The organism is Ideonella flava (assembly GCF_051857595.1).
Lineage (GTDB): Bacteria > Pseudomonadota > Gammaproteobacteria > Burkholderiales > Burkholderiaceae_C > Ideonella.
Genome location: NZ_JBPZHD010000012.1, coordinates 26,743 through 43,114 on the forward strand (window position 1 = coordinate 26,743; position 16,372 = coordinate 43,114).

At 69.6% G+C, this 16,372-nt stretch carries 15 protein-coding genes and 1 riboswitch; of the genes, 5 read left to right on the forward strand and 10 right to left on the reverse strand.

Annotated elements, in window-relative coordinates:
- Nucleotides 1–44 precede the first annotated feature (44 nt).
- From paaC to ACS5PM_RS24540, 5 genes are all read right to left on the reverse strand, one after another.
- On the reverse strand, nucleotides 45–830 hold the full coding sequence (paaC, locus tag ACS5PM_RS24520) for a 1,2-phenylacetyl-CoA epoxidase subunit PaaC (protein WP_439390375.1): 786 nt from the start codon (nucleotides 828–830) through the stop codon (nucleotides 45–47).
- Between the two features lie 10 nt (nucleotides 831–840).
- The gene (gene paaB / locus ACS5PM_RS24525; protein WP_439390376.1) at nucleotides 841–1,131 is read right to left on the reverse strand and encodes a 1,2-phenylacetyl-CoA epoxidase subunit PaaB; all 291 of its coding nucleotides are present in this window, start codon (nucleotides 1,129–1,131) and stop codon (nucleotides 841–843) included.
- A gap of 20 nt (nucleotides 1,132–1,151) precedes the next feature.
- Nucleotides 1,152–2,153, reverse strand: a complete 1,002-nt coding sequence (gene paaA / locus ACS5PM_RS24530; protein WP_439390377.1) for a 1,2-phenylacetyl-CoA epoxidase subunit PaaA — start codon at nucleotides 2,151–2,153, stop codon at nucleotides 1,152–1,154.
- 81 nt (nucleotides 2,154–2,234) lie between these two features.
- A complete protein-coding gene (gene paaK, locus ACS5PM_RS24535) occupies nucleotides 2,235–3,542 on the reverse strand; it encodes a phenylacetate--CoA ligase PaaK (RefSeq protein WP_439390378.1) in 1,308 nt (435 codons plus the stop codon).
- Nucleotides 3,543–3,754: 212 nt separating this feature from the next.
- Entirely contained in the window at nucleotides 3,755–3,886 is a 132-nt protein-coding gene (locus ACS5PM_RS24540; RefSeq protein WP_439390379.1) for a hypothetical protein, read from the reverse strand.
- Between the two features lie 243 nt (nucleotides 3,887–4,129).
- On the opposite strand from ACS5PM_RS24540, the gene ACS5PM_RS24545 reads away from it, so the two are divergent.
- Entirely contained in the window at nucleotides 4,130–4,822 is a 693-nt protein-coding gene (locus ACS5PM_RS24545) for a Crp/Fnr family transcriptional regulator (protein WP_439390380.1), read from the forward strand.
- A gap of 183 nt (nucleotides 4,823–5,005) precedes the next feature.
- Nucleotides 5,006–5,932, forward strand: a complete 927-nt coding sequence (locus ACS5PM_RS24550; protein ID WP_439390381.1) for a diguanylate cyclase domain-containing protein — start codon at nucleotides 5,006–5,008, stop codon at nucleotides 5,930–5,932.
- Between the two features lie 26 nt (nucleotides 5,933–5,958).
- Here ACS5PM_RS24550 and ACS5PM_RS24555 read toward each other — a convergent pair whose 3' ends face one another.
- A complete protein-coding gene (locus tag ACS5PM_RS24555) occupies nucleotides 5,959–6,954 on the reverse strand; it encodes a type 1 periplasmic-binding domain-containing protein (RefSeq protein ID WP_439390382.1) in 996 nt (331 codons plus the stop codon).
- Between the two features lie 298 nt (nucleotides 6,955–7,252).
- On the opposite strand from ACS5PM_RS24555, the gene ACS5PM_RS24560 reads away from it, so the two are divergent.
- A complete protein-coding gene (locus ACS5PM_RS24560) occupies nucleotides 7,253–9,370 on the forward strand; it encodes a TonB-dependent siderophore receptor (RefSeq protein ID WP_439390383.1) in 2,118 nt (705 codons plus the stop codon).
- A gap of 96 nt (nucleotides 9,371–9,466) precedes the next feature.
- Here ACS5PM_RS24560 and ACS5PM_RS24565 read toward each other — a convergent pair whose 3' ends face one another.
- The 3 genes from ACS5PM_RS24565 to paaG are packed head-to-tail and all read right to left on the reverse strand — an operon-like array spanning nucleotide 9,467 to nucleotide 12,814.
- Nucleotides 9,467–11,527: a M13 family metallopeptidase gene (locus ACS5PM_RS24565; protein WP_439390384.1), complete on the reverse strand. Its 2,061-nt coding sequence runs from the start codon at nucleotides 11,525–11,527 to the stop codon at nucleotides 9,467–9,469.
- Nucleotides 11,528–11,548: 21 nt separating this feature from the next.
- On the reverse strand, nucleotides 11,549–11,998 hold the full coding sequence (paaI, locus tag ACS5PM_RS24570) for a hydroxyphenylacetyl-CoA thioesterase PaaI (RefSeq protein WP_439390386.1): 450 nt from the start codon (nucleotides 11,996–11,998) through the stop codon (nucleotides 11,549–11,551).
- The gene (paaG, locus tag ACS5PM_RS24575; RefSeq protein WP_439390387.1) at nucleotides 11,999–12,814 is read right to left on the reverse strand and encodes a 2-(1,2-epoxy-1,2-dihydrophenyl)acetyl-CoA isomerase PaaG; all 816 of its coding nucleotides are present in this window, start codon (nucleotides 12,812–12,814) and stop codon (nucleotides 11,999–12,001) included.
- A 275-nt stretch (nucleotides 12,815–13,089) separates the two neighbouring features.
- Here paaG and ACS5PM_RS24580 point away from each other — a divergent pair, with 275 nt between their 5' ends.
- Complete coding sequence (locus ACS5PM_RS24580; protein WP_439390389.1) at nucleotides 13,090–14,259, forward strand: choice-of-anchor tandem repeat GloVer-containing protein; 1,170 nt, start codon at nucleotides 13,090–13,092, stop codon at nucleotides 14,257–14,259.
- An 11-nt stretch (nucleotides 14,260–14,270) separates the two neighbouring features.
- Here ACS5PM_RS24580 and ACS5PM_RS24585 read toward each other — a convergent pair whose 3' ends face one another.
- Complete coding sequence (locus tag ACS5PM_RS24585; RefSeq protein WP_439390391.1) at nucleotides 14,271–14,840, reverse strand: TMEM165/GDT1 family protein; 570 nt, start codon at nucleotides 14,838–14,840, stop codon at nucleotides 14,271–14,273.
- Nucleotides 14,841–14,926: 86 nt separating this feature from the next.
- Nucleotides 14,927–15,048, reverse strand: a riboswitch (yybP-ykoY riboswitch).
- Nucleotides 15,049–15,148: 100 nt separating this feature from the next.
- Between ACS5PM_RS24585 and ACS5PM_RS24590 the strand changes: the two genes are divergently transcribed.
- A complete protein-coding gene (locus ACS5PM_RS24590) occupies nucleotides 15,149–16,339 on the forward strand; it encodes a choice-of-anchor tandem repeat GloVer-containing protein (protein ID WP_439390393.1) in 1,191 nt (396 codons plus the stop codon).
- Nucleotides 16,340–16,372 lie beyond the last annotated feature (33 nt).

The following is a 16,372-nucleotide window of genomic DNA, read 5'->3' on the forward strand; positions in this document are numbered from 1 at the left end:
CGGGTCGGCCGCCGGCAGCGCCGGGAACAGGCCGCGGGTGTCGATCACCACTTGCCCCCGGGATAGCTGCGCTGCAGATGCTGCAGCTCGGCCAGCATGAAGCCGAGGTTCTCGCTGTGGACGCCCTGGCTGCCGGTGGCGCGGAAGGGGCTGTCCTTGGGGAGCTCCAGCTTCGCATCGGCCAGCACCGGCCTGACCGCGGCCAGCCAGTCGGCGCGCAAGCTGCTGCGGGCCGGGCCGAGCGCGGTGGCTTCGGCCTGCGTGTCGGCCTCGTCGTCCTCGAACAGCTCGCCGGTGTAGGGCCAGAGCTGGTCCAGCGCCTGGCGCAGGCGGCGAGCCGATTCCTCGGTGCCGTCGCCCAGCCGCACGACCCAGTCGGCCGCATGCTCGACGTGGTAGCGCGCCTCCTTCACCGCCTTGCCGGCGATCGCGGCCACTTCGGCGTCGCTGCTGGCTTGCAGCCGCTGCCACGTCAGGTGCATCCAGCTGCCGAGCAGCAGGTTGCGCAGCACGGCATCGGCGAAGTCGCGCCCGGCGCGGCGGCCCGGCAGCTCGACCAGCGTCATGTTGAGGTAGTCGCGCTCGTCGCGCAGGAAGGCCAGCTGGTCCTCGTCGAGCGCCGGCGAGGCGCCCTGGCCGATGTGCGTCAGCAGCGCGCGCGCCTGGCCCAGCAGGTCGAGCGACATGTTGGTCAGGGCGATGTCCTCTTCGAGGATGGGGCCGTGGCCGCACCACTCGGACTGACGCTGGGCGTGGATGAGGCAGGTGTCCGCCACACGCAGCAGGTAGCGCGAGCGCAGGTCGCGCGGCGGTTGGATGGAGGGCGTCATTGCGCTTTTCTCACATGTGGTTCACGGACTCGGGCAGCGTGTAGAACGTCGGGTGGCGGTACACCTTGTCCTCGGCCGGGTCGAAGTACATGTCCTTGTCGGCCGGGTCGGAGGCGACGATCTGCTCCGAGCGGACGACCCAGACGCTGGTGCCTTCCATGCGGCGGGTGTAGACGTCACGCGCCAGCTGGATCGCCATCTTGGCGTCGCTGGCGTGCAGGCTGCCGCAGTGCTTGTGGTCCAGGCCGGCCTTGGGGCGGACGAAGACTTCCCACAGCGGCCATTCGTTTTGAGTGCTCATGTCGATGTTCCTTTGATTGTTCAGGCAGCTTGGGCAGCGGTCCGCTTCTTGCGCGAATGGGCCAGTGCGGCTTCGCGCACCCAGGCGCCGTCGTCCCACGCCTTCACCCGAGCCTGCAGGCGCTCGCGGTTGCACGGTCCGTCACCGTTGACGACGCGCCAGAACTCCGTCCAGTCGATGGGGCCGAAGTCGTGGTGCTGGCGTTCTTCGTTCCACTTCAGCAGCGGGTCGGGCAGCGTCACGCCCAGCAGCTCGGCCTGGGGGACGGTGGCGTCGACGAACTTCTGGCGCAGGTCGTCGTTGGACAGGCGCTTGATGCCCCAGCGCATCGACTGCGCGGTGTTGGGGCTTTCGGCATCCGGCGGGCCGAACATCATCAGGCTGGGCCACCACCACCGGTTGGTCGCGTCCTGCACCATCGCCTTCTGCTCGGGCGTGCCTTCCTTCATCATCACCAGCAGCGAGTCGAAGCCCTGGCGCTGGTGGAAGCTCTCTTCCTTGCAGACGCGGATCATGGCCCGCGCATACGGCGCATAGGAGCAGCGGCACAGCGGGATCTGGTTCATGATCGCCGCGCCGTCGACCAGCCAGCCGATCACGCCGACGTCGGCCCATGTCAGCGTGGGGTAGTTGAAGATCGAGCTGTACTTGGCCTTGCCTGAATGCAGCGCGGCGAGCATCTCGTCGCGGCTCGTGCCCAGCGTCTCGCCGGCCGAATACAGGTAGAGCCCGTGGCCGGCCTCGTCCTGGATCTTGGCCAGCAGGATGGTCTTGCGCTTGAGCGAGGGCGCTCGGGTGATCCAGTTGCCCTCGGGCAGCATGCCGACGATCTCGGAATGCGCGTGCTGGCTGATCTGGCGCACGAGCGTCTTGCGGTAGTGCTCGGGCATCCAGTCCTTGGCCTCGATGAAGGCGCCTTCGTCGATGCGGGCCTCGAAGCGCTCGTCCAGCACGGCCTCTTCGGCCGAGCGCACGGCCTTGCGCTCTTCCTTCGGCGCGGTGTCCATCGCCTGGGTGTACATGAGGGTCTCCTCAGTGAGAAAGTTGAACTGCGGGTGCCCCGGCCCCCTCGGGGCGCGCAAGCGAAGCCTGCGGGGCAGACATCAGCGGGGCCGCTTGTCGATGACGCGGCGGGCCTTGCCGACCAGCGTGCGTTCGATCGATTCGGGCGCGCCGACGGCCACGCGAGTGCTGACGCCGATCAGCGTCTTGATGCGGTGCTGCAGCTGCTTGCCGAGCGCCTCGCGATCGGCCGCGGCGTGCGACGGCAGCACCTCGGCCAGCACCTGCACCTCGTCCAGCGTGCCCTCGCGGGTGACGACGATCTGGTACTGGCCGGACAGCCCTTCGGTCTGCAGCACCAGCTCCTCGACCTGGCTCGGGAACATGTTGACGCCGCGGATGATGAGCATGTCGTCGGAGCGGCCGACGATCTTGCCCATGCGACGGAAGGCGCGCGAGGTGGGCGGCAGCAGTCGCGTCAGATCGCGCGTGCGGTAGCGGATGATCGGGAAGGCCTCCTTGGTCAGCGAGGTGAAGACGAGCTCGCCCTCCGATCCTTCCGGCAATACCTCGCCGGTCTCCGGGTCGATGATCTCGGGCAGGAAGTGGTCCTCCCAGATCACCGGGCCGTCCTTGCTCTCGACGCACTCGCTGGCCACGCCCGGGCCCATCACTTCGGACAGGCCGTAGATGTCGACCGCGTCGATCCCGGCATCGGCCTCGATCTGCGCGCGCATCGCCTCGGTCCAGGGCTCGGCGCCGAAGATGCCGACCTTGACCGACATCTCCCGCGGGTCCAGCTGCTGGCGGCGGAACTCCTCGATGATCACCTGCATGTAGCTGGGCGTGACCATGATGATGTCAGGCTGGAAGTCGCGGATCAGCTGGACCTGCTTCTCGGTCTGCCCGCCGGACATCGGGATCACCGTGCAACCCAGCTTCTCGGCGCCGTAGTGCGCGCCCAGGCCGCCGGTGAACAGGCCGTAGCCATAGGCGATGTGGACGATGTCGCCGGCGCGGCCGCCGGCGGCGCGGATGGAGCGGGCCACCAGGCCGGCCCACATCTCGATGTCGTTCTTCGTGTAGCCCACCACCGTCGGCTTGCCGGTGGTGCCCGAAGAGGCATGCACCCGCGCCACCTGCTGGCGCGGCACGGCGAACATGCCGAACGGGTAGTTGGCGCGCAGGTCGTGCTTGGTCGTGAAGGGGAACTTCGCCAGGTCGGCCAGCGCCTTGCAATCCGCAGGATGAACGCCCTTGGCGTCGAACGCCGCGCGGTAGTGGGGCACGTGCTCGTACACCCGCGCCAGGGTGGCCTGCAGGCGCTGCAGCTGCAGCGCCGAGATCTCGTCTCGGCTGGCGGTCTCTATGGCCTCCAGCTCGCCGGGGCGGGGCGTCTTGACGGGCATGCGTGGCGTCTCCGGTGGGCCGCCGGAATTAATCTACCGAACGGTCGGTAAATCATAAGCGCACGTCGCCTTTTGACGCAAGGCAAAGGTCACAGGGTTTTCACCAGCCCCGTTCCACGACCCTGCCCTCGCCCCGCGAGCGCACGGGCAAGAGCCCCCGGCTTCGGCACCTTGGCACGGCGCCCGAAAACCGGCCGACGGGGTTCCCCGCGCTACTTCTTGAGCGGTGCCGCGGCCACCGTATCGGCCAGCCGCGCCGCCTGGCCCCCGGCGGTCACCGGCTTGGGCTCCGGAGGCTTCTTGGGCTTCTTGGCTTCCTTGTTCCCGCGTTGTCCCTTGGACATGATGGACTCCTTCAGCTGATCCGCCAGCGCTCGTTGCTGGACCGCCGTCAGGGTGGGGCCAAGGTGCCTGCGAGTCTGTCCGCCACCGCACACAGCAAGCGATCGTCAGCTGTGTGCGCTGGCAGACAGTGCCGGTGGCCGCCCGGATGCCAGACTCGGCCTCGATCGATCGACGCCTGACTGGGCGGCCTTGACGGCAGAGCGATCGCCCCGTTTCCCCGCTGCCGCGTTGCGCAGACCGATGTGCCCCACGCCGAAAACCACCTCCTCCAGCAACTGCCGCCCAGGGCACGCCAACGCCTGCTGGCCTCCTGCGAGCGCGTCGACCTGGTGCTGGAGGAGGTGCTGTGCGATGCGGGCCAGGACATCCGCCACGTCTATTTCCCGGTTCACGGCTTCGTCTCGCTCCTGGCGCTGATGGATGGACACCCCGGGCTGGAGGTGGGCATGGTCGGTCGCGAAGGGGTGCTGGGCGCGTCCGTGAGCCTGGGCGTCGCGGTGGCCCCGTTGCGCGCCCTGGTCCAGGGAGCGGGCGAGGCCTGGCGCATGCGCTCCGCCGACTTCCTCGCCGAGCTCGCGCGCAGCGAGGTGCTGCAACGAAACCTCCAGCGCTATCACTACGTGCGAACGGCTCAACTGGCACGCAACACGACCTGCCTGCACTACCACCTCGTCGGCCCACGGCTCGCGCGCTGGCTGCTCATGAGCCAGGACAGGGCCCATGCAGACAACTTCCATGCCACTCACGAGTTCCTGGCCTGCATGCTCGGCATCCGCCGCGTCGGGGTCACGGTGGCGGCAGGAGTCTTGCAGCGCGAAGGCCTCATCACCTACCGGCGGGGTGAGGTCCGCGTGCTCGACCGCGCGGCGCTAGAGGCCGCCGCCTGCAGCTGCTATGCCGCCGATTGCAGCGTCTATGCCCGTTACCTGGGCTGATCCGGCCTGCAGGCGGCGCCAGGCACAGGCCGCGTGGTTCGACGTTATGTTCGGTGACGCACGGTGCGCAGTCGCCGCCGCCGGCAAGCTCTGCCTGCGGCAGTCGGATGGACTGCCGTTTGCACGAGGGAGGAACGTGACCCGCAGATCCACTCGCGACATCGAGCGCGCGACAGGCCAACGATGCTGAGCTCCGACCGCGCCCCGTTCAGCACCCGCGACGAGCGTCACGGCCCGGACGCGACCAGCCTGCTGGTCGACAGCCCGGACTCCCGGCCCTTTTCCGTCGTCACTCCCGGCCTGAATGCGGCAGGCTCGAGCGGCGCGGCGGCGCTCGCTCTCACGGAGCAATTCGAGGCCGTCGCCGGGCGCCTGAGCGCCATCCTGGACGCGATTCCCGTCGACGAACGGTCACGGCCTTCCGCTCGCCGCATCCACACGCTCGCGCTCGAATGCGCGGCCGCGCTGGGGCGACTGCGTGAAGGCATGACGCTCGTGGCGGGTGAGCGTGACGGGCTGGAACGCGAACTGAACCATGCCAAGGGGCAATGGGCCCGAGCCCTGCTGGAGGCGCAGGACAGCCAGGCCGGCGAACTGGATGCCCGCCACCAGGCCCTGCACGACGACCTGACTTCCCTGCCCAACCGGCGCCATTGCCAGGAACGGCTGGCTGAGGCGCTGGGCGTGGCAGCGGCCCGCCACACCCAGGCGGGCCTGCTCTACCTCGACCTGGACGGGTTCAAGGAGATCAACGACCACCATGGCCACGCGACCGGTGACGCGGTGCTTCGGATCGTGGCGGCGCGGCTGAACCGCGCCCTGCGCGCCGGCGACGTGGCCTGCCGCCTGGGCGGCGACGAGTTCGCCTGCCTGCCCGCAGGGCCGCTGAGCGGCCCCCAGCTCGCACGCCTGGCGCGCAAGCTGATCGAAGCCGTGTCGGCTCCCTTGATGGTCAACGGCGTGCAGCTCAGGGTGCGGCCGAGCATCGGCGTGGCGATCTTTCCGACGCACGCGGACGACGCCGAGGCCCTGTTTCGGGTGGCCGATGCCGCGATGTACCGCGCCAAGCAGCAACGCACCGGATTTGCATTCGGGGAGCGCGCGGACTGAGCCCCGGGGGTGCGGGCCTGTGAGCGCTAGTGAGGCCCCGCGTTCGACGCCAGCACCGGGCATCGGGCCGAGTGGCCGCGCACCACGAAGGGCTGGTCGGCCCAGGGGCCGGTCTTCGGGCAGTTGCCTTCCGGCACGCAGGCACAGCTGCGGACCTGCAACAACTGGCTGACCGCCGACTGCTCGCGCGGCGCCAGTTTGGGCAACTGCTGGGCGAAGACCAGTTGCAGGGCATCTGGAGGCGCGGGGGCGTCGGCCGAAGGCAGCGGGCCGAAGATCGTCACGATGGGCTCGCCGTGGCCCTTGGCCCCACTGCGAACGCGCCGCAACTGCGCCAGCGCGACCTCCATGGCGGCATAGCCGCGCGCGGCAGACAGGGTGAAGGGCTTGCGCAGGGCCGCCGTGTAGGTCGCCTCCGCCTGTTCCCAACGGGCCTTGTCATGGCCGAGAACGGGGCAAAGCACGCCGTCGTACTGGCTGAAGACGATGGGCTCGAAATCCATCCAGCAGGACGTGCGCGCCGAAATGCGCAGCCCCGTCTCCGCCCGGAGCTTCGTCGCGATCTGCTCGGCTGCGTAGACCTCGATGCGACCGAGCTGCAGCAGGCCTTCGGGCGGCTTGGCCAGACGCTCGGCGTTGGCAGACACATAGGGCACGCCGGCCTCGGTGACCACCTTCGGAGCGGTGCCGATGGCGCACCAGCTGCCCAGCACCAGGTCCACCTTGGCCGCCAGCAGCTCGCGGGCGGCCGCCTCGGCCTTGCGCGGGTCGCAGGCGCTGTCCTTGACGATGAGGGTGGGGGCCGGCTGGCCAGGCCAGGTCTTGATCGCCAGCTGCATGCCCAGCAGGATCTCCTCGCCCTCGTTCGGATGCGGCCAGCTCTGGGGCACGATGGCTCCCAGCGTCAGGCCCGGCGCGGCCTGTGTCGAGGCCACCGGCGCGAAGCACCCGGCGGCGGCCAGCAGACACAACCAGGCACTGCGCGGCCATGACGCGATGCCGCGACGAACTGCACTTCCCATCCTTCCACTCCTTGTGCTTCTTGCCTTGAGGACCCGCCCCCTTCGTGAGGGAACGGCCGCGTCGGGCTGCTGTATCGCCCGCGGCCGGGTGGCGGGCAATGCCGATTACCCCAGGAGGATGGATGTAATCGGCCGTAACCGGCCACAGCTCACGTTCCGCAGGTGATGGCGATCATTCCCGGCTATTACGACTGATTCTCATTTGCGTTAAGCTGCGCCACCGTCACTTCCCCAGCGCCGCCGCCGCCTCCCGCGCTATCCGGCTCCCTGCCCTGGAGCCGCCATCCAAGGAGTCCCCGTGCCGCCGGCCCTGTCCTCGTCCGCACTTCTTTCTCTCGCGCTGGCCGCCACCCTGCCCGCGCATGGCCAGGCGCAAGCGGGGCCTGACGGGGCCTCCAGCGGCGCCGTGCAGCCCCTGCCCGCCATCACCGTCAGCGCACGGGCCGATGCGGCCACCGAGGGCACCGACGCCTTCGCCGTGCGCTCGACCAGCACGGCCACCCGGATGTACCTGTCGCCGCGCGAGACCCCGCAATCGATCACCGTGCTCACTCACGCCGTCGTCCAGGACTTCAGCCTCGCCAACGTGAACGACCTGCTGTCGCTGGCCACCGGCGTGAACGTCGAGCGGGTGGAACCTGACCGCAGCTACTTCTCGGTGCGCGGATTCGAGGTCTCGAACTTCCAGGTCGACGGCGTCGGACTGCCCTTCGCCACCGGCGACCAGCTCGGCGACCTGGACACCGTGCTCCACGACCGGGTCGAGATCCTGCGCGGCGCCAACGGCCTCGTCACCGCCACGGGCAACCCGTCGGCCACGGTCAACTTCGTGCGCAAGCGGCCCACCGCCCACTTCCAGGCCTCCGCCGCCCTGACGCTCGGCTCCTGGAACGACCGCCGGGCGGAAGCTGACGTCAGCGGCGCGCTGGGCAGCGCCGGCAGCGTCCGCGGACGACTCATCGTCGCGGGCGAGGAGAAGGATTCCTGGCTGGCCCGCTATTCGCTGAAGAAGAGCGTGGCGGGCGGCGTGGTCGAGGCCGACCTCACCGACAACACGCTGCTGGCCGCCGGCATCTCGCGCCAATACAACCTGCCCCGCGGCACGATGTGGGGCGCCTTGCCCCTGGCGTACAGCGACGGCACGCCGACGAACTACGACCGCTCGGCCAGCACCGGCACCAGCTGGACCTACTGGGCCAGCGAGGACAGCCAGGCCTTCGCCGAGCTCACCCATCAACTGCCCGGCGACTGGCAGGCCAAGGCCACGCTCACGCGCCGCCTGATCGCTTCGGACGCCGAGTTGCTCTACCTCTACGGCGATCCGGACGCCAGCACCGGCGAGGGCCTGTTCAGCTACCCGTCCAGGTACGGCCACACCGAGCGCCAGTGGATCGGCGATGTCCACGCCACCGGCCCGTTCACGCTCGCCGGGCGCCGCCATGAGCTGATGCTGGGCTTCAGCGGCGGCCAGAGCATCAACCAGATGCATTCGAGCGACGACGACGTCGGCCTGCCGTTGACCGAAGACGAGATGCTCGCCGGCAGCTTTGCCCGCCCTGCCTTCGACGAAGGCATCACCGGCAACGCGCACTTCAAGAACCGCCAGGCCAGCCTGTATGCCGCCACCCGCCTGAACCTGGCCGACGACTTGAAGGTCTTCGCCGGCGCGACCTTGACCCGAACCACCAGCGTGGGGGAGCAGTACGGCGAAGCCCACGACTTCGCCAAGACCAGGACCACGCCCTACGCCGGCATCGTCTACGACCTGGCGCCCGGCTACTCGGTCTACGGCAGCTACACGGCCATCTTCAATCCGCAGTACCAGACAGACGTCAGCAACAAGACGCTGGACCCGATTGAAGGCAGCAACGCCGAGCTCGGCGCCAAGGGAGAGTGGCTGGGCGGAAAGCTGACCGGCTCGGCGGCTGTCTTCCAGACCCGGCAGGACAACACCGCCGTCTACGCAGGCTGGGCCAACGGCCGCTCCTACTACAGTGGCGTAGACGCCACCTCCACCGGCTTCGAGCTGGACGTGGCCGGCCAGATCGCCCAGGGCTGGGAGCTCAGCGCCGGCTACACCCTGCTGGCGCTGAAGGACCCTGACGGCCACGACGTGCGTACCTATGTCCCGCGCCGCACGCTGCGCGCCAGCACGAGCTACCGCCTGCCCATGCTGCCGGCGCTCAAGCTCGGCGCCAGCGTGAAGTGGCAAAGCGAAATCTCCAACGGCACCGCGCGCCAGGATGCCTATGCCCTGCTCGACCTGATGGCCGGCTACGAGTTCCACAAGAACCTGAGCCTGACCGCCAGCCTGCGCAATGCCACCGACGAGAGCTACCTGACCAGCCTGCTGTGGGCGCAGAGCTACCGCGGCGCTCCGCGCAACCTGCTGGTCACGCTGCGCTGGACTTACTGAGTGCCACCGGGGCCTGCCTGCGCCCGGCCCACCCCCAAGGGAATTCAAGCAAAGTGGCAAAGCCACATTTGCTTGAGAACGTCCTCGCCCCGCGCCTCACCAGACCTTGCAGCGCTTGACCGGCGCCATCGGCTGGCCGGGCTTGCAGGCGAAGGCCTGCTCGAACTCCGGGAAGTTCACCACCAGCCCGTTGATGCGCCAGCGGCCCGGCGAATGCGGATCGGTCAGGGCGTTCGCCCTGGCCTCCTCGGGCCGCACGTTCTCGCAGGCCCATTGGGCGAAACCGATGAAGAAGCGCTGGATGGGAGTGAAGCCGTCGCGGTCGCCGGGCAGGCCCTTGGTCGTGACCTCCATCTTCCAGGCGATGAGCGCCAGCACGGTGCCCCCGAGATCCGCCAGGTCTTCGCCGAGCGTGAGCCGGCTGTTGATCTTGATGTCGTCGATGACCGTGTACTTCGCGTACTGGTCGACCAGGCACTGGGTGCGCTGGTTGAAGGCCTTCTCGTCGGCGCGAGCCCACCAGTTCTTCAGGTTGCCCTGCGCATCGAACTGCCGGCCTTCGTCGTCGAAGCCGTGGGTCAGCTCGTGGCCTATGGTCGCGCCGGTGTTGCCGTAGTTCGGCGCGTCGTCCATCTTCGGGTCGAACAGCGGCGGCTGCAGGATGCCGGCCGGGAAGTTGATGTCGTTCTTCTGCGCGTCGTAGTAGGCGTTGACGGTCGGCGGCGTCATGCTCCACTCGCCGCGGTCGACCGGCTGGCCGATCTTGGCGAGCTGCCGGCGTTGCTCGAACTCGACCGCACGCAGCACGTCGCCCATGAAATCGTCGCGGGCGATCTTCACCGGGCCGTAGTCGCGCCAACGCTCGGGGTAGCCGATCTTGTTCACCAGGGTCGAAAGCTTCTCCAGTGCCTTCTTCTTGGTCGGCTCGCTCATCCAGTCCAGCGAGCGGATCTCGGCGGCCATCGCCTGCTCGATCTGCTCCGCCATGTGCTGGGTCTGGCGCTTCTGATCAGGGCTGAAGGCCCGGCGGACGAACTCCTGGCCCAGTGCCTCGCCCAGCAACTGGTCGGTGAAGGTCACGCAGCGCTGCCAGCGCGGGCTGAGTTCGGGGATGCCGCGCAGGGTCTTGCTGAAGAAGGCGAAGTCAGCCTGCACGAAAGGCTCGGACAGCACCCGAGCCATCGAATGGGCCACGTGCCAGCGCAGGTAGGTCTTGACCTCGGGCAGCGGCCGAGTCCGCAGCAGCTGGTCGACGGCGCGCACGAAGGCCGGCTCGGTGACGTTGAACTCACGCAGCTCAGGCACGCCGAGCGCACGCAGGTAGGCGGCCCAGTCGAAGCGCGGCGACAGCTTCTGCAGCCGCGCCGCATCGAACTTGTTGTGCAGCCGCTTGGGCTCGCGCTGCTGCACCTTGGTGAGGGTGTGGCGCGCGAGCTCCGTCTCCAGCCTCAGCACGACCAGCGCATCGCGACGGGCGGCGGCCGGCGGGCTGCCCAGCTGCTGGAACATCTGCGCCACGTGCGCCACGAAGTCCTCGCGCATCTTTCGCATGCGGGCATCGGCCTTGAGGTAGTAGTCGCGATCGGGCAGCGAGATGCCGCCGGAGCCGACGAAGGCGATGACGCGCGACGAATCGCCGAAGTCCTGGCCCTGGCCGAAGCCGAACAGGAAGCCTGCATCGCCGGTGGCCAGGTGAAGCTCGGCGAGCAGCGCCGGCAGCTCGCGAGTGCCGGCCAGCGCTTCGATCCGCTCCAGCCAGGGCTTCAGCGGAGCAGCGCCGGCCGACTCGATGGCCCGCTCGTCCATGCAGGCGGCGAACAGGTCGCCTATCTGCTGCTGCGGTTGCGAGCGGCCCTCGGACTGGCGAGAAAGCGTGTCGAGGATGCCCCAGAGGAAGCGCTTGTTCTCCTCGGCCATCTTGGCGTAGACGTCCCAGCGCGCCTTGTCCGCGGGTATCGGGTTGTTCTTCAGCCAACCGCCGCAGGCGTACTGGTAGAAGTCCACGCAGGGCGAGGCGCCGGTGTCCATGGCCTGGAGGTCCAGGCCCGGCGTGTAGGGCAGCTCCTTGAGCGGTTCGTCGGCGGCTGCAGCCACGAAGGCGGTGGTGGCCAGCACGGTGGCCGTCAGGCACAGCAAGGTCCGGAGGCGGTTCGTCATGTCGGCGGGAGGGTTGGAGCGTCAGGCCAGGGTCGACGGGTCCACCACGTGGCGGCCCTTGAGGGTGTAGGAGCGGCCGCGAAAGGCCGCGACGCGCTCGCCGCGCTGGTTGCGCACCTCGACGTCGTAGACGCCGGTGCGGCCCGCGCGATGCACCTCGCGCGCCTCGGCGGTCAGCACGTCGCCCCGACGGGCGGCGGTGACGAGGTTGACATCGAAGCCCGAGGCCACCGTGACTTCATTGCAGGTGTTGCAGGCAAAGGCGAAAGCCGAATCGGCCAGCGTCGTGATGAGGCCGCCGTGGCAGATGTCGTGGCCGTTGAGCATGTCTTCGCGCACCGGCATCGTGAGCGTCGCGGTGCCCGGGCCGATGGCCAGCACCTGCATCCCCAGGCCTTGGGAGGCACGGTCGTCACGCCACATCGCATCGCGCACGGCCTCGGCCAGCCGCTGCGGGTCTGTCGTCGTCATTCAGCGGTCCTTGAACTGTGGTGCACGCTTTTGCTGGAAGGCCGCCACGCCCTCGGCGAAGTCCGCCGCGCGGCCCAGCTCGCGCTGCACGCGGGCCTCGAGCGAGAGCGCATCGTCCATGCTCATCTGCGCGGCCTCGTCGAAGGCCTGGCGCGTGGCGGCCAGGGCCTTGACCGGCATCGCGGCCAGCCGCTGGGCCAGGGCCGTGGCGGTGTCGATGAGCGCTGCATCATCGACGCATTGCCAGATCAGCCCGAGGCGCTCGGCCTGCTCTGCCGGCAGCTTGTCGCCGGTGAGCGCCAGCCCCAGGGCGCGGGCGCGGCCCAGCAGGCGAGGCAGCAGCCAGGTGCCGCCGCAATCGGGCACCAGGCCGATCTTGGAGAAGGCCTGGATGAAGCTGGCGCTGCGGGCGGCGATGATCAGATCGCAGCCCAGCGCCAGGTTCGCGCCGGCGCCGGCGGCCACGCCGTTGACCGCGGCGATGACCGGCACCGGCATGGCGCGGATCTTCTGCGCGAGCGGCTTGTAGTTCGCCTCGATGACCGCACCGATGTCGACGTGGCCATCGGGGCCGGCCGCCATGCCGGGGTCGTTGAGATCCTGGCCGGCACAGAAGCCGCGACCGGCCCCGGTGAGGACCAGCGCGCGGACGCTGCCGTCGGCAGCCGCGGCATCCAGCGCTTCACGCAGTTGCGCGTGCATGGCGCCGGTGAAGCTGTTGAGGGCAGCGGGCCGGTTGAGCGTGAGGGTACGGACCGGGCCGGCATCGGCCACCAGCACCAGCGGGTCGGATAGGGACACCAGCGGGTCGGACATGGGCATCTCCTGGGCTGCAAGCATTCGCCGACCAGGCGGTCGGCGATCAGGCCTGCATTCTCGTCCAGGGGGCGGGCCCTGCCCTGCTCGGTGCGAACCCGCAGAACAAAGTGGAAGAGGCCCACGAGCGCAGCGCCCCGGCTGCCGGCCCTAAGACGGATTTTCGGGGGGATCCCGCTCCCCTTCTCCACGGGATGGAAGCCAGCGGTCGCTGCCCGGAGCATGCAACGCCGCCGGCACTTCGCACCGGCGAACCAGACCACCACGGGAGCCCCATGCCGATCGAGCAAAGCCAGACCAGTGCCGTCACCACAGTTCCAACGATGCCGCAGCTCACCCGCCGGGCCGCCCTGGGCTGCCTTGCAGGCACGATCCTCGCGCCTTCGGCCCGCGCCGCCGACCACGGTTTCGAGGTCGTCCATTTCTTCGAGGTCGATGACGGCTACAACCCGAACGGCAGCCTGGTCCAGACACCCGACGGTCGCCTGCACGGCACCACCCACGGCGGCGGCCAGCGCTGGCACGGCACCGTCTTCAGCAGCTCGACCCGCGGCAGGCTGAAGGTCCAGGCCTCGTTCAGCAAGCACGGCGCGGCAGGCTGGTATCCCTACGCGCCGCTGTGCATCGGAGCGGACGGCCGGCTGTACGGCGCGAACTACTACGGGGGTCCCGGCAACTTCGGGACGCTGTTCGCGGTCGAGTCCACGGGCGACGTGACCCCGATGCATCAGTTCGGCTACACCGATGGCAGCCTGCCGTTGGCCGGCCTGATGGCCGCCAGCGACGGCAACTTGTACGGCTGCACGTCCTCGGGCGGGGAGCATTTCGCCGGCGTGTTCTACCGGCTGACACCCTCCGGCGCATTCACCGTGCTGCGCAGCCTGGAGAACGCGCCGAAGGGCGAGTTGATCGAGGCCAGCGATGGGTACTTCTACGGCACGACCTCGTCCGGCGGGGTCGGCCAGGGCGCCGTGATCCGGCTGAGTCCGGACGGGGCCACGCTGGACGAGGTGCACGCCTTTGCCGCCGATGGCCACGAAGGCACGCAGGCGGACGCGGCGCTGCTGCAGGCCTCCGACGGCTCTCTCGTCGGCGTGGCCCACGACGGCGGACCAGCCGGCTTCGGGACCGTCTTCCGCGTCGGCCTGGGCGGCGGCCTCGAGGTGCTGCACGGCTTCACGGGCGGCCGCGGCAGCGGGCATCCCGGTGGCGGGCTGATCGAGCTGTCCCCGGGGCAGTTCCACGGCGTCACCCACGGAGGGACGGGAGACGGCGGCGTGGTCTACCGCCTGGATCCGGACCGCTCGCTGCGGGTGCTCCACCGCTTCGCCGACCAGGACAACGTCTCCGGATACAGGCCGAAGGGCCGGCTGCTGGCCGCCAGCGATGGCCGCCTGTACGGCACGACCTACTTCGCCGGCGGGATCTTCCGTCTGAAGCCTTGATGCGTTCCCGGCTAGGGGGTGCCGCCCACGCCGAGCAGCGTCGCCACGCCCAGCACGCCGAAGATCGCGGCGGCGATGGCGTGCACCAGCCGCATCGGCACCTTCTTCGCCACCCGGTCGCCCAGCAGCACAGCGGGCACGTTGGCGATCATCATGCCTAGGGTGGTGCCCGCCACCACCGCGGCCAGGCTCGCATACCGGGCGGCCAGGGCCACGGTGGCGATCTGGGTCTTGTCGCCCATCTCCGCGAGGAAGAACGCCACCACCGTGGTGCCGAAGACGCCGAAGCGGCCGGTGCCGCCAGGCGCTTCGTCCGCCTCGTCGGGGACCAGCATCCAGGCCGCCATGGCGATGAACGAGAGGCCGATCACCCACCGCAGCAGCTGCGGGCCCAGCCAGGCGGCGATGCCGGCGCCGAGCCAGCCGGCGGCGGCGTGGTTGGCCAGGGTGGCGACGAGGATGCCGGCCATGATGGGCCAGGGTCGCTTGAACCGCGCGGCCAGCAGCAGGGCCAGCAGTTGCGTCTTGTCGCCCATTTCGCCCAGGGCGACGACACCGGTGGAGATGAGGAAGGCTTGCATCGAAAGGGGGTCCGGGGCCGGCGGGATACCGATGACCGATGCATCCTCCCGGCCACGCGAGGATGCACAGGTCAAAGGTCTGGCCGGGCCCGATGCCGCATCGGGCTGCCGCTGCCATGGCGCGCGAGGCGCCAAGTGTGTTGACAGCGGCCGCGGCAGGAACGACTGGCGTCGCGGTGCCGCGTGGCTACTCCCCCATGACGAGAGGGCGCGATTGTATCGGGCCAGGGACGGCCCCTCGCCGGCCCGCTTGCGCCCCTGGCACCACGCCACGGACTTTCGAATCCACTTTCAAACGGGGAGATTCCATGATCGAACGAGATGAAGAAGCGTCGGACCTCGCAGGACACGCGGCCATCGGCCGCCGGACGATGCTGGCGGCCCTGGCGGGCATGGCATGCAGCCCACGGACATGGGCCGCCGCGGACCACGGCTTCGAGGTGGTCCACGACTTCGCTCTCAAGGAGGCGTTCCTTCCTGCCGGCAGCCTGGTCCAGACGCCGGATGGCCGGCTGCACGGCACCAGCCGCGTGGGCGGCAGGAAGCGGTCGGGCAGCGTGTTCCGCGGCACGCCCGGGGGCCGGCTGAGAGTCGTCGCCTCGTTCAGCCAGACCGGCGAGCTGGGCTGGGATACCTATGCGCCGCTCTGCCTGGGTCCGGACGGGCGCCTGTACGGCAGCAACCGCTACGGCGGCAGCAGCCAGCTGGGCACCCTGTTCGCCGTCGACGCCGCGGGCCAGGCCACGCTCGTGCACTCCTTTGCCGGCAGCGACGGCTCCTACCCGATGACCGCGCCGCTGAGCGCCAGCGACGGCAGCCTCTACGGGGTCACGGAGAGTGGCGGCCAGTACGGTCACGGCGTGCTCTACCGCTTGACGCCCGATGGCGTCTTCACCGCGATGCGCAGCGTGGAGAGCGCCACCGCCTCCGCCAGGCTCGCCGAGGCGGCGGACGGCTACCTCTACACCGTGACCGAGTACGGCGGACAGACTGGCAACGGCTCCATCCTCCGCTTCGCGCGTGACGGATCGAGCGAGGAGGAGGTCCACTTCTTCGGCTGGAAGGATCCGGACGGCATGGTGCCCTCCACGCCGCTGCTGCCGATGCCCGACGGCTCGCTCGTCGGCACCGCGCGCCTCGGCGGCGACGGCCCCGGGCCGCTCGGACAGGGCACCATCTTCCGGCTTGGCACCGACGGCGCGTTGACCGTGCTGCATCACTTCACCGGCAAACCGCACGACGGCGCCAGCCCCAGCGGCGGCGTGATCAGCGATGCCGCGGGCCGCCTGTACGGCGTCACCCAAGAAGGTGGCCTGGGGGCCGGCACCGTCTATCGCCTGAACCCGGACGGGACGCTGAAGCTCCTGCACCGATTCGTCGAGGATGACTACGTCAACGGCTTCTGGCCTTCCGGGGAACTGCTGCTCGCGCAGGACGGGCGCTTGTACGGCACCACCGACTCGGGCGGCGGGATCTACCGGCTGAGGACGGGCGGCTGACGATCCGGGTGCCGCGTCACCCCGAGAGGGCCC

Bases quoted from the DNA above. Each gene is read 5' to 3' on its own strand.
- ACS5PM_RS24540 (WP_439390379.1), bottom strand. From the start codon at position 3,886: ATGTCCAAGGGACAACGCGGGAACAAGGAAGCCAAGAAGCCCAAGAAG.
- ACS5PM_RS24580 (WP_439390389.1), top strand. From the start codon at position 13,090: ATGCCGATCGAGCAAAGCCAGACCAGTGCCGTCACCACAGTTCCAACG.
- ACS5PM_RS24585 (WP_439390391.1), bottom strand. From the start codon at position 14,840: ATGCAAGCCTTCCTCATCTCCACCGGTGTCGTCGCCCTGGGCGAAATG.
- ACS5PM_RS24555 (WP_439390382.1), bottom strand. From the start codon at position 6,954: ATGGGAAGTGCAGTTCGTCGCGGCATCGCGTCATGGCCGCGCAGTGCC.
- ACS5PM_RS24590 (WP_439390393.1), top strand. From the start codon at position 15,149: ATGATCGAACGAGATGAAGAAGCGTCGGACCTCGCAGGACACGCGGCC.
- paaB (WP_439390376.1), bottom strand. From the start codon at position 1,131: ATGAGCACTCAAAACGAATGGCCGCTGTGGGAAGTCTTCGTCCGCCCC.
- ACS5PM_RS24550 (WP_439390381.1), top strand. From the start codon at position 5,006: ATGCTGAGCTCCGACCGCGCCCCGTTCAGCACCCGCGACGAGCGTCAC.
- paaI (WP_439390386.1), bottom strand. From the start codon at position 11,998: ATGACGACGACAGACCCGCAGCGGCTGGCCGAGGCCGTGCGCGATGCG.
- paaG (WP_439390387.1), bottom strand. From the start codon at position 12,814: ATGTCCGACCCGCTGGTGTCCCTATCCGACCCGCTGGTGCTGGTGGCC.
- ACS5PM_RS24565 (WP_439390384.1), bottom strand. From the start codon at position 11,527: ATGACGAACCGCCTCCGGACCTTGCTGTGCCTGACGGCCACCGTGCTG.
- paaK (WP_439390378.1), bottom strand. From the start codon at position 3,542: ATGCCCGTCAAGACGCCCCGCCCCGGCGAGCTGGAGGCCATAGAGACC.
- paaA (WP_439390377.1), bottom strand. From the start codon at position 2,153: ATGTACACCCAGGCGATGGACACCGCGCCGAAGGAAGAGCGCAAGGCC.
- paaC (WP_439390375.1), bottom strand. From the start codon at position 830: ATGACGCCCTCCATCCAACCGCCGCGCGACCTGCGCTCGCGCTACCTG.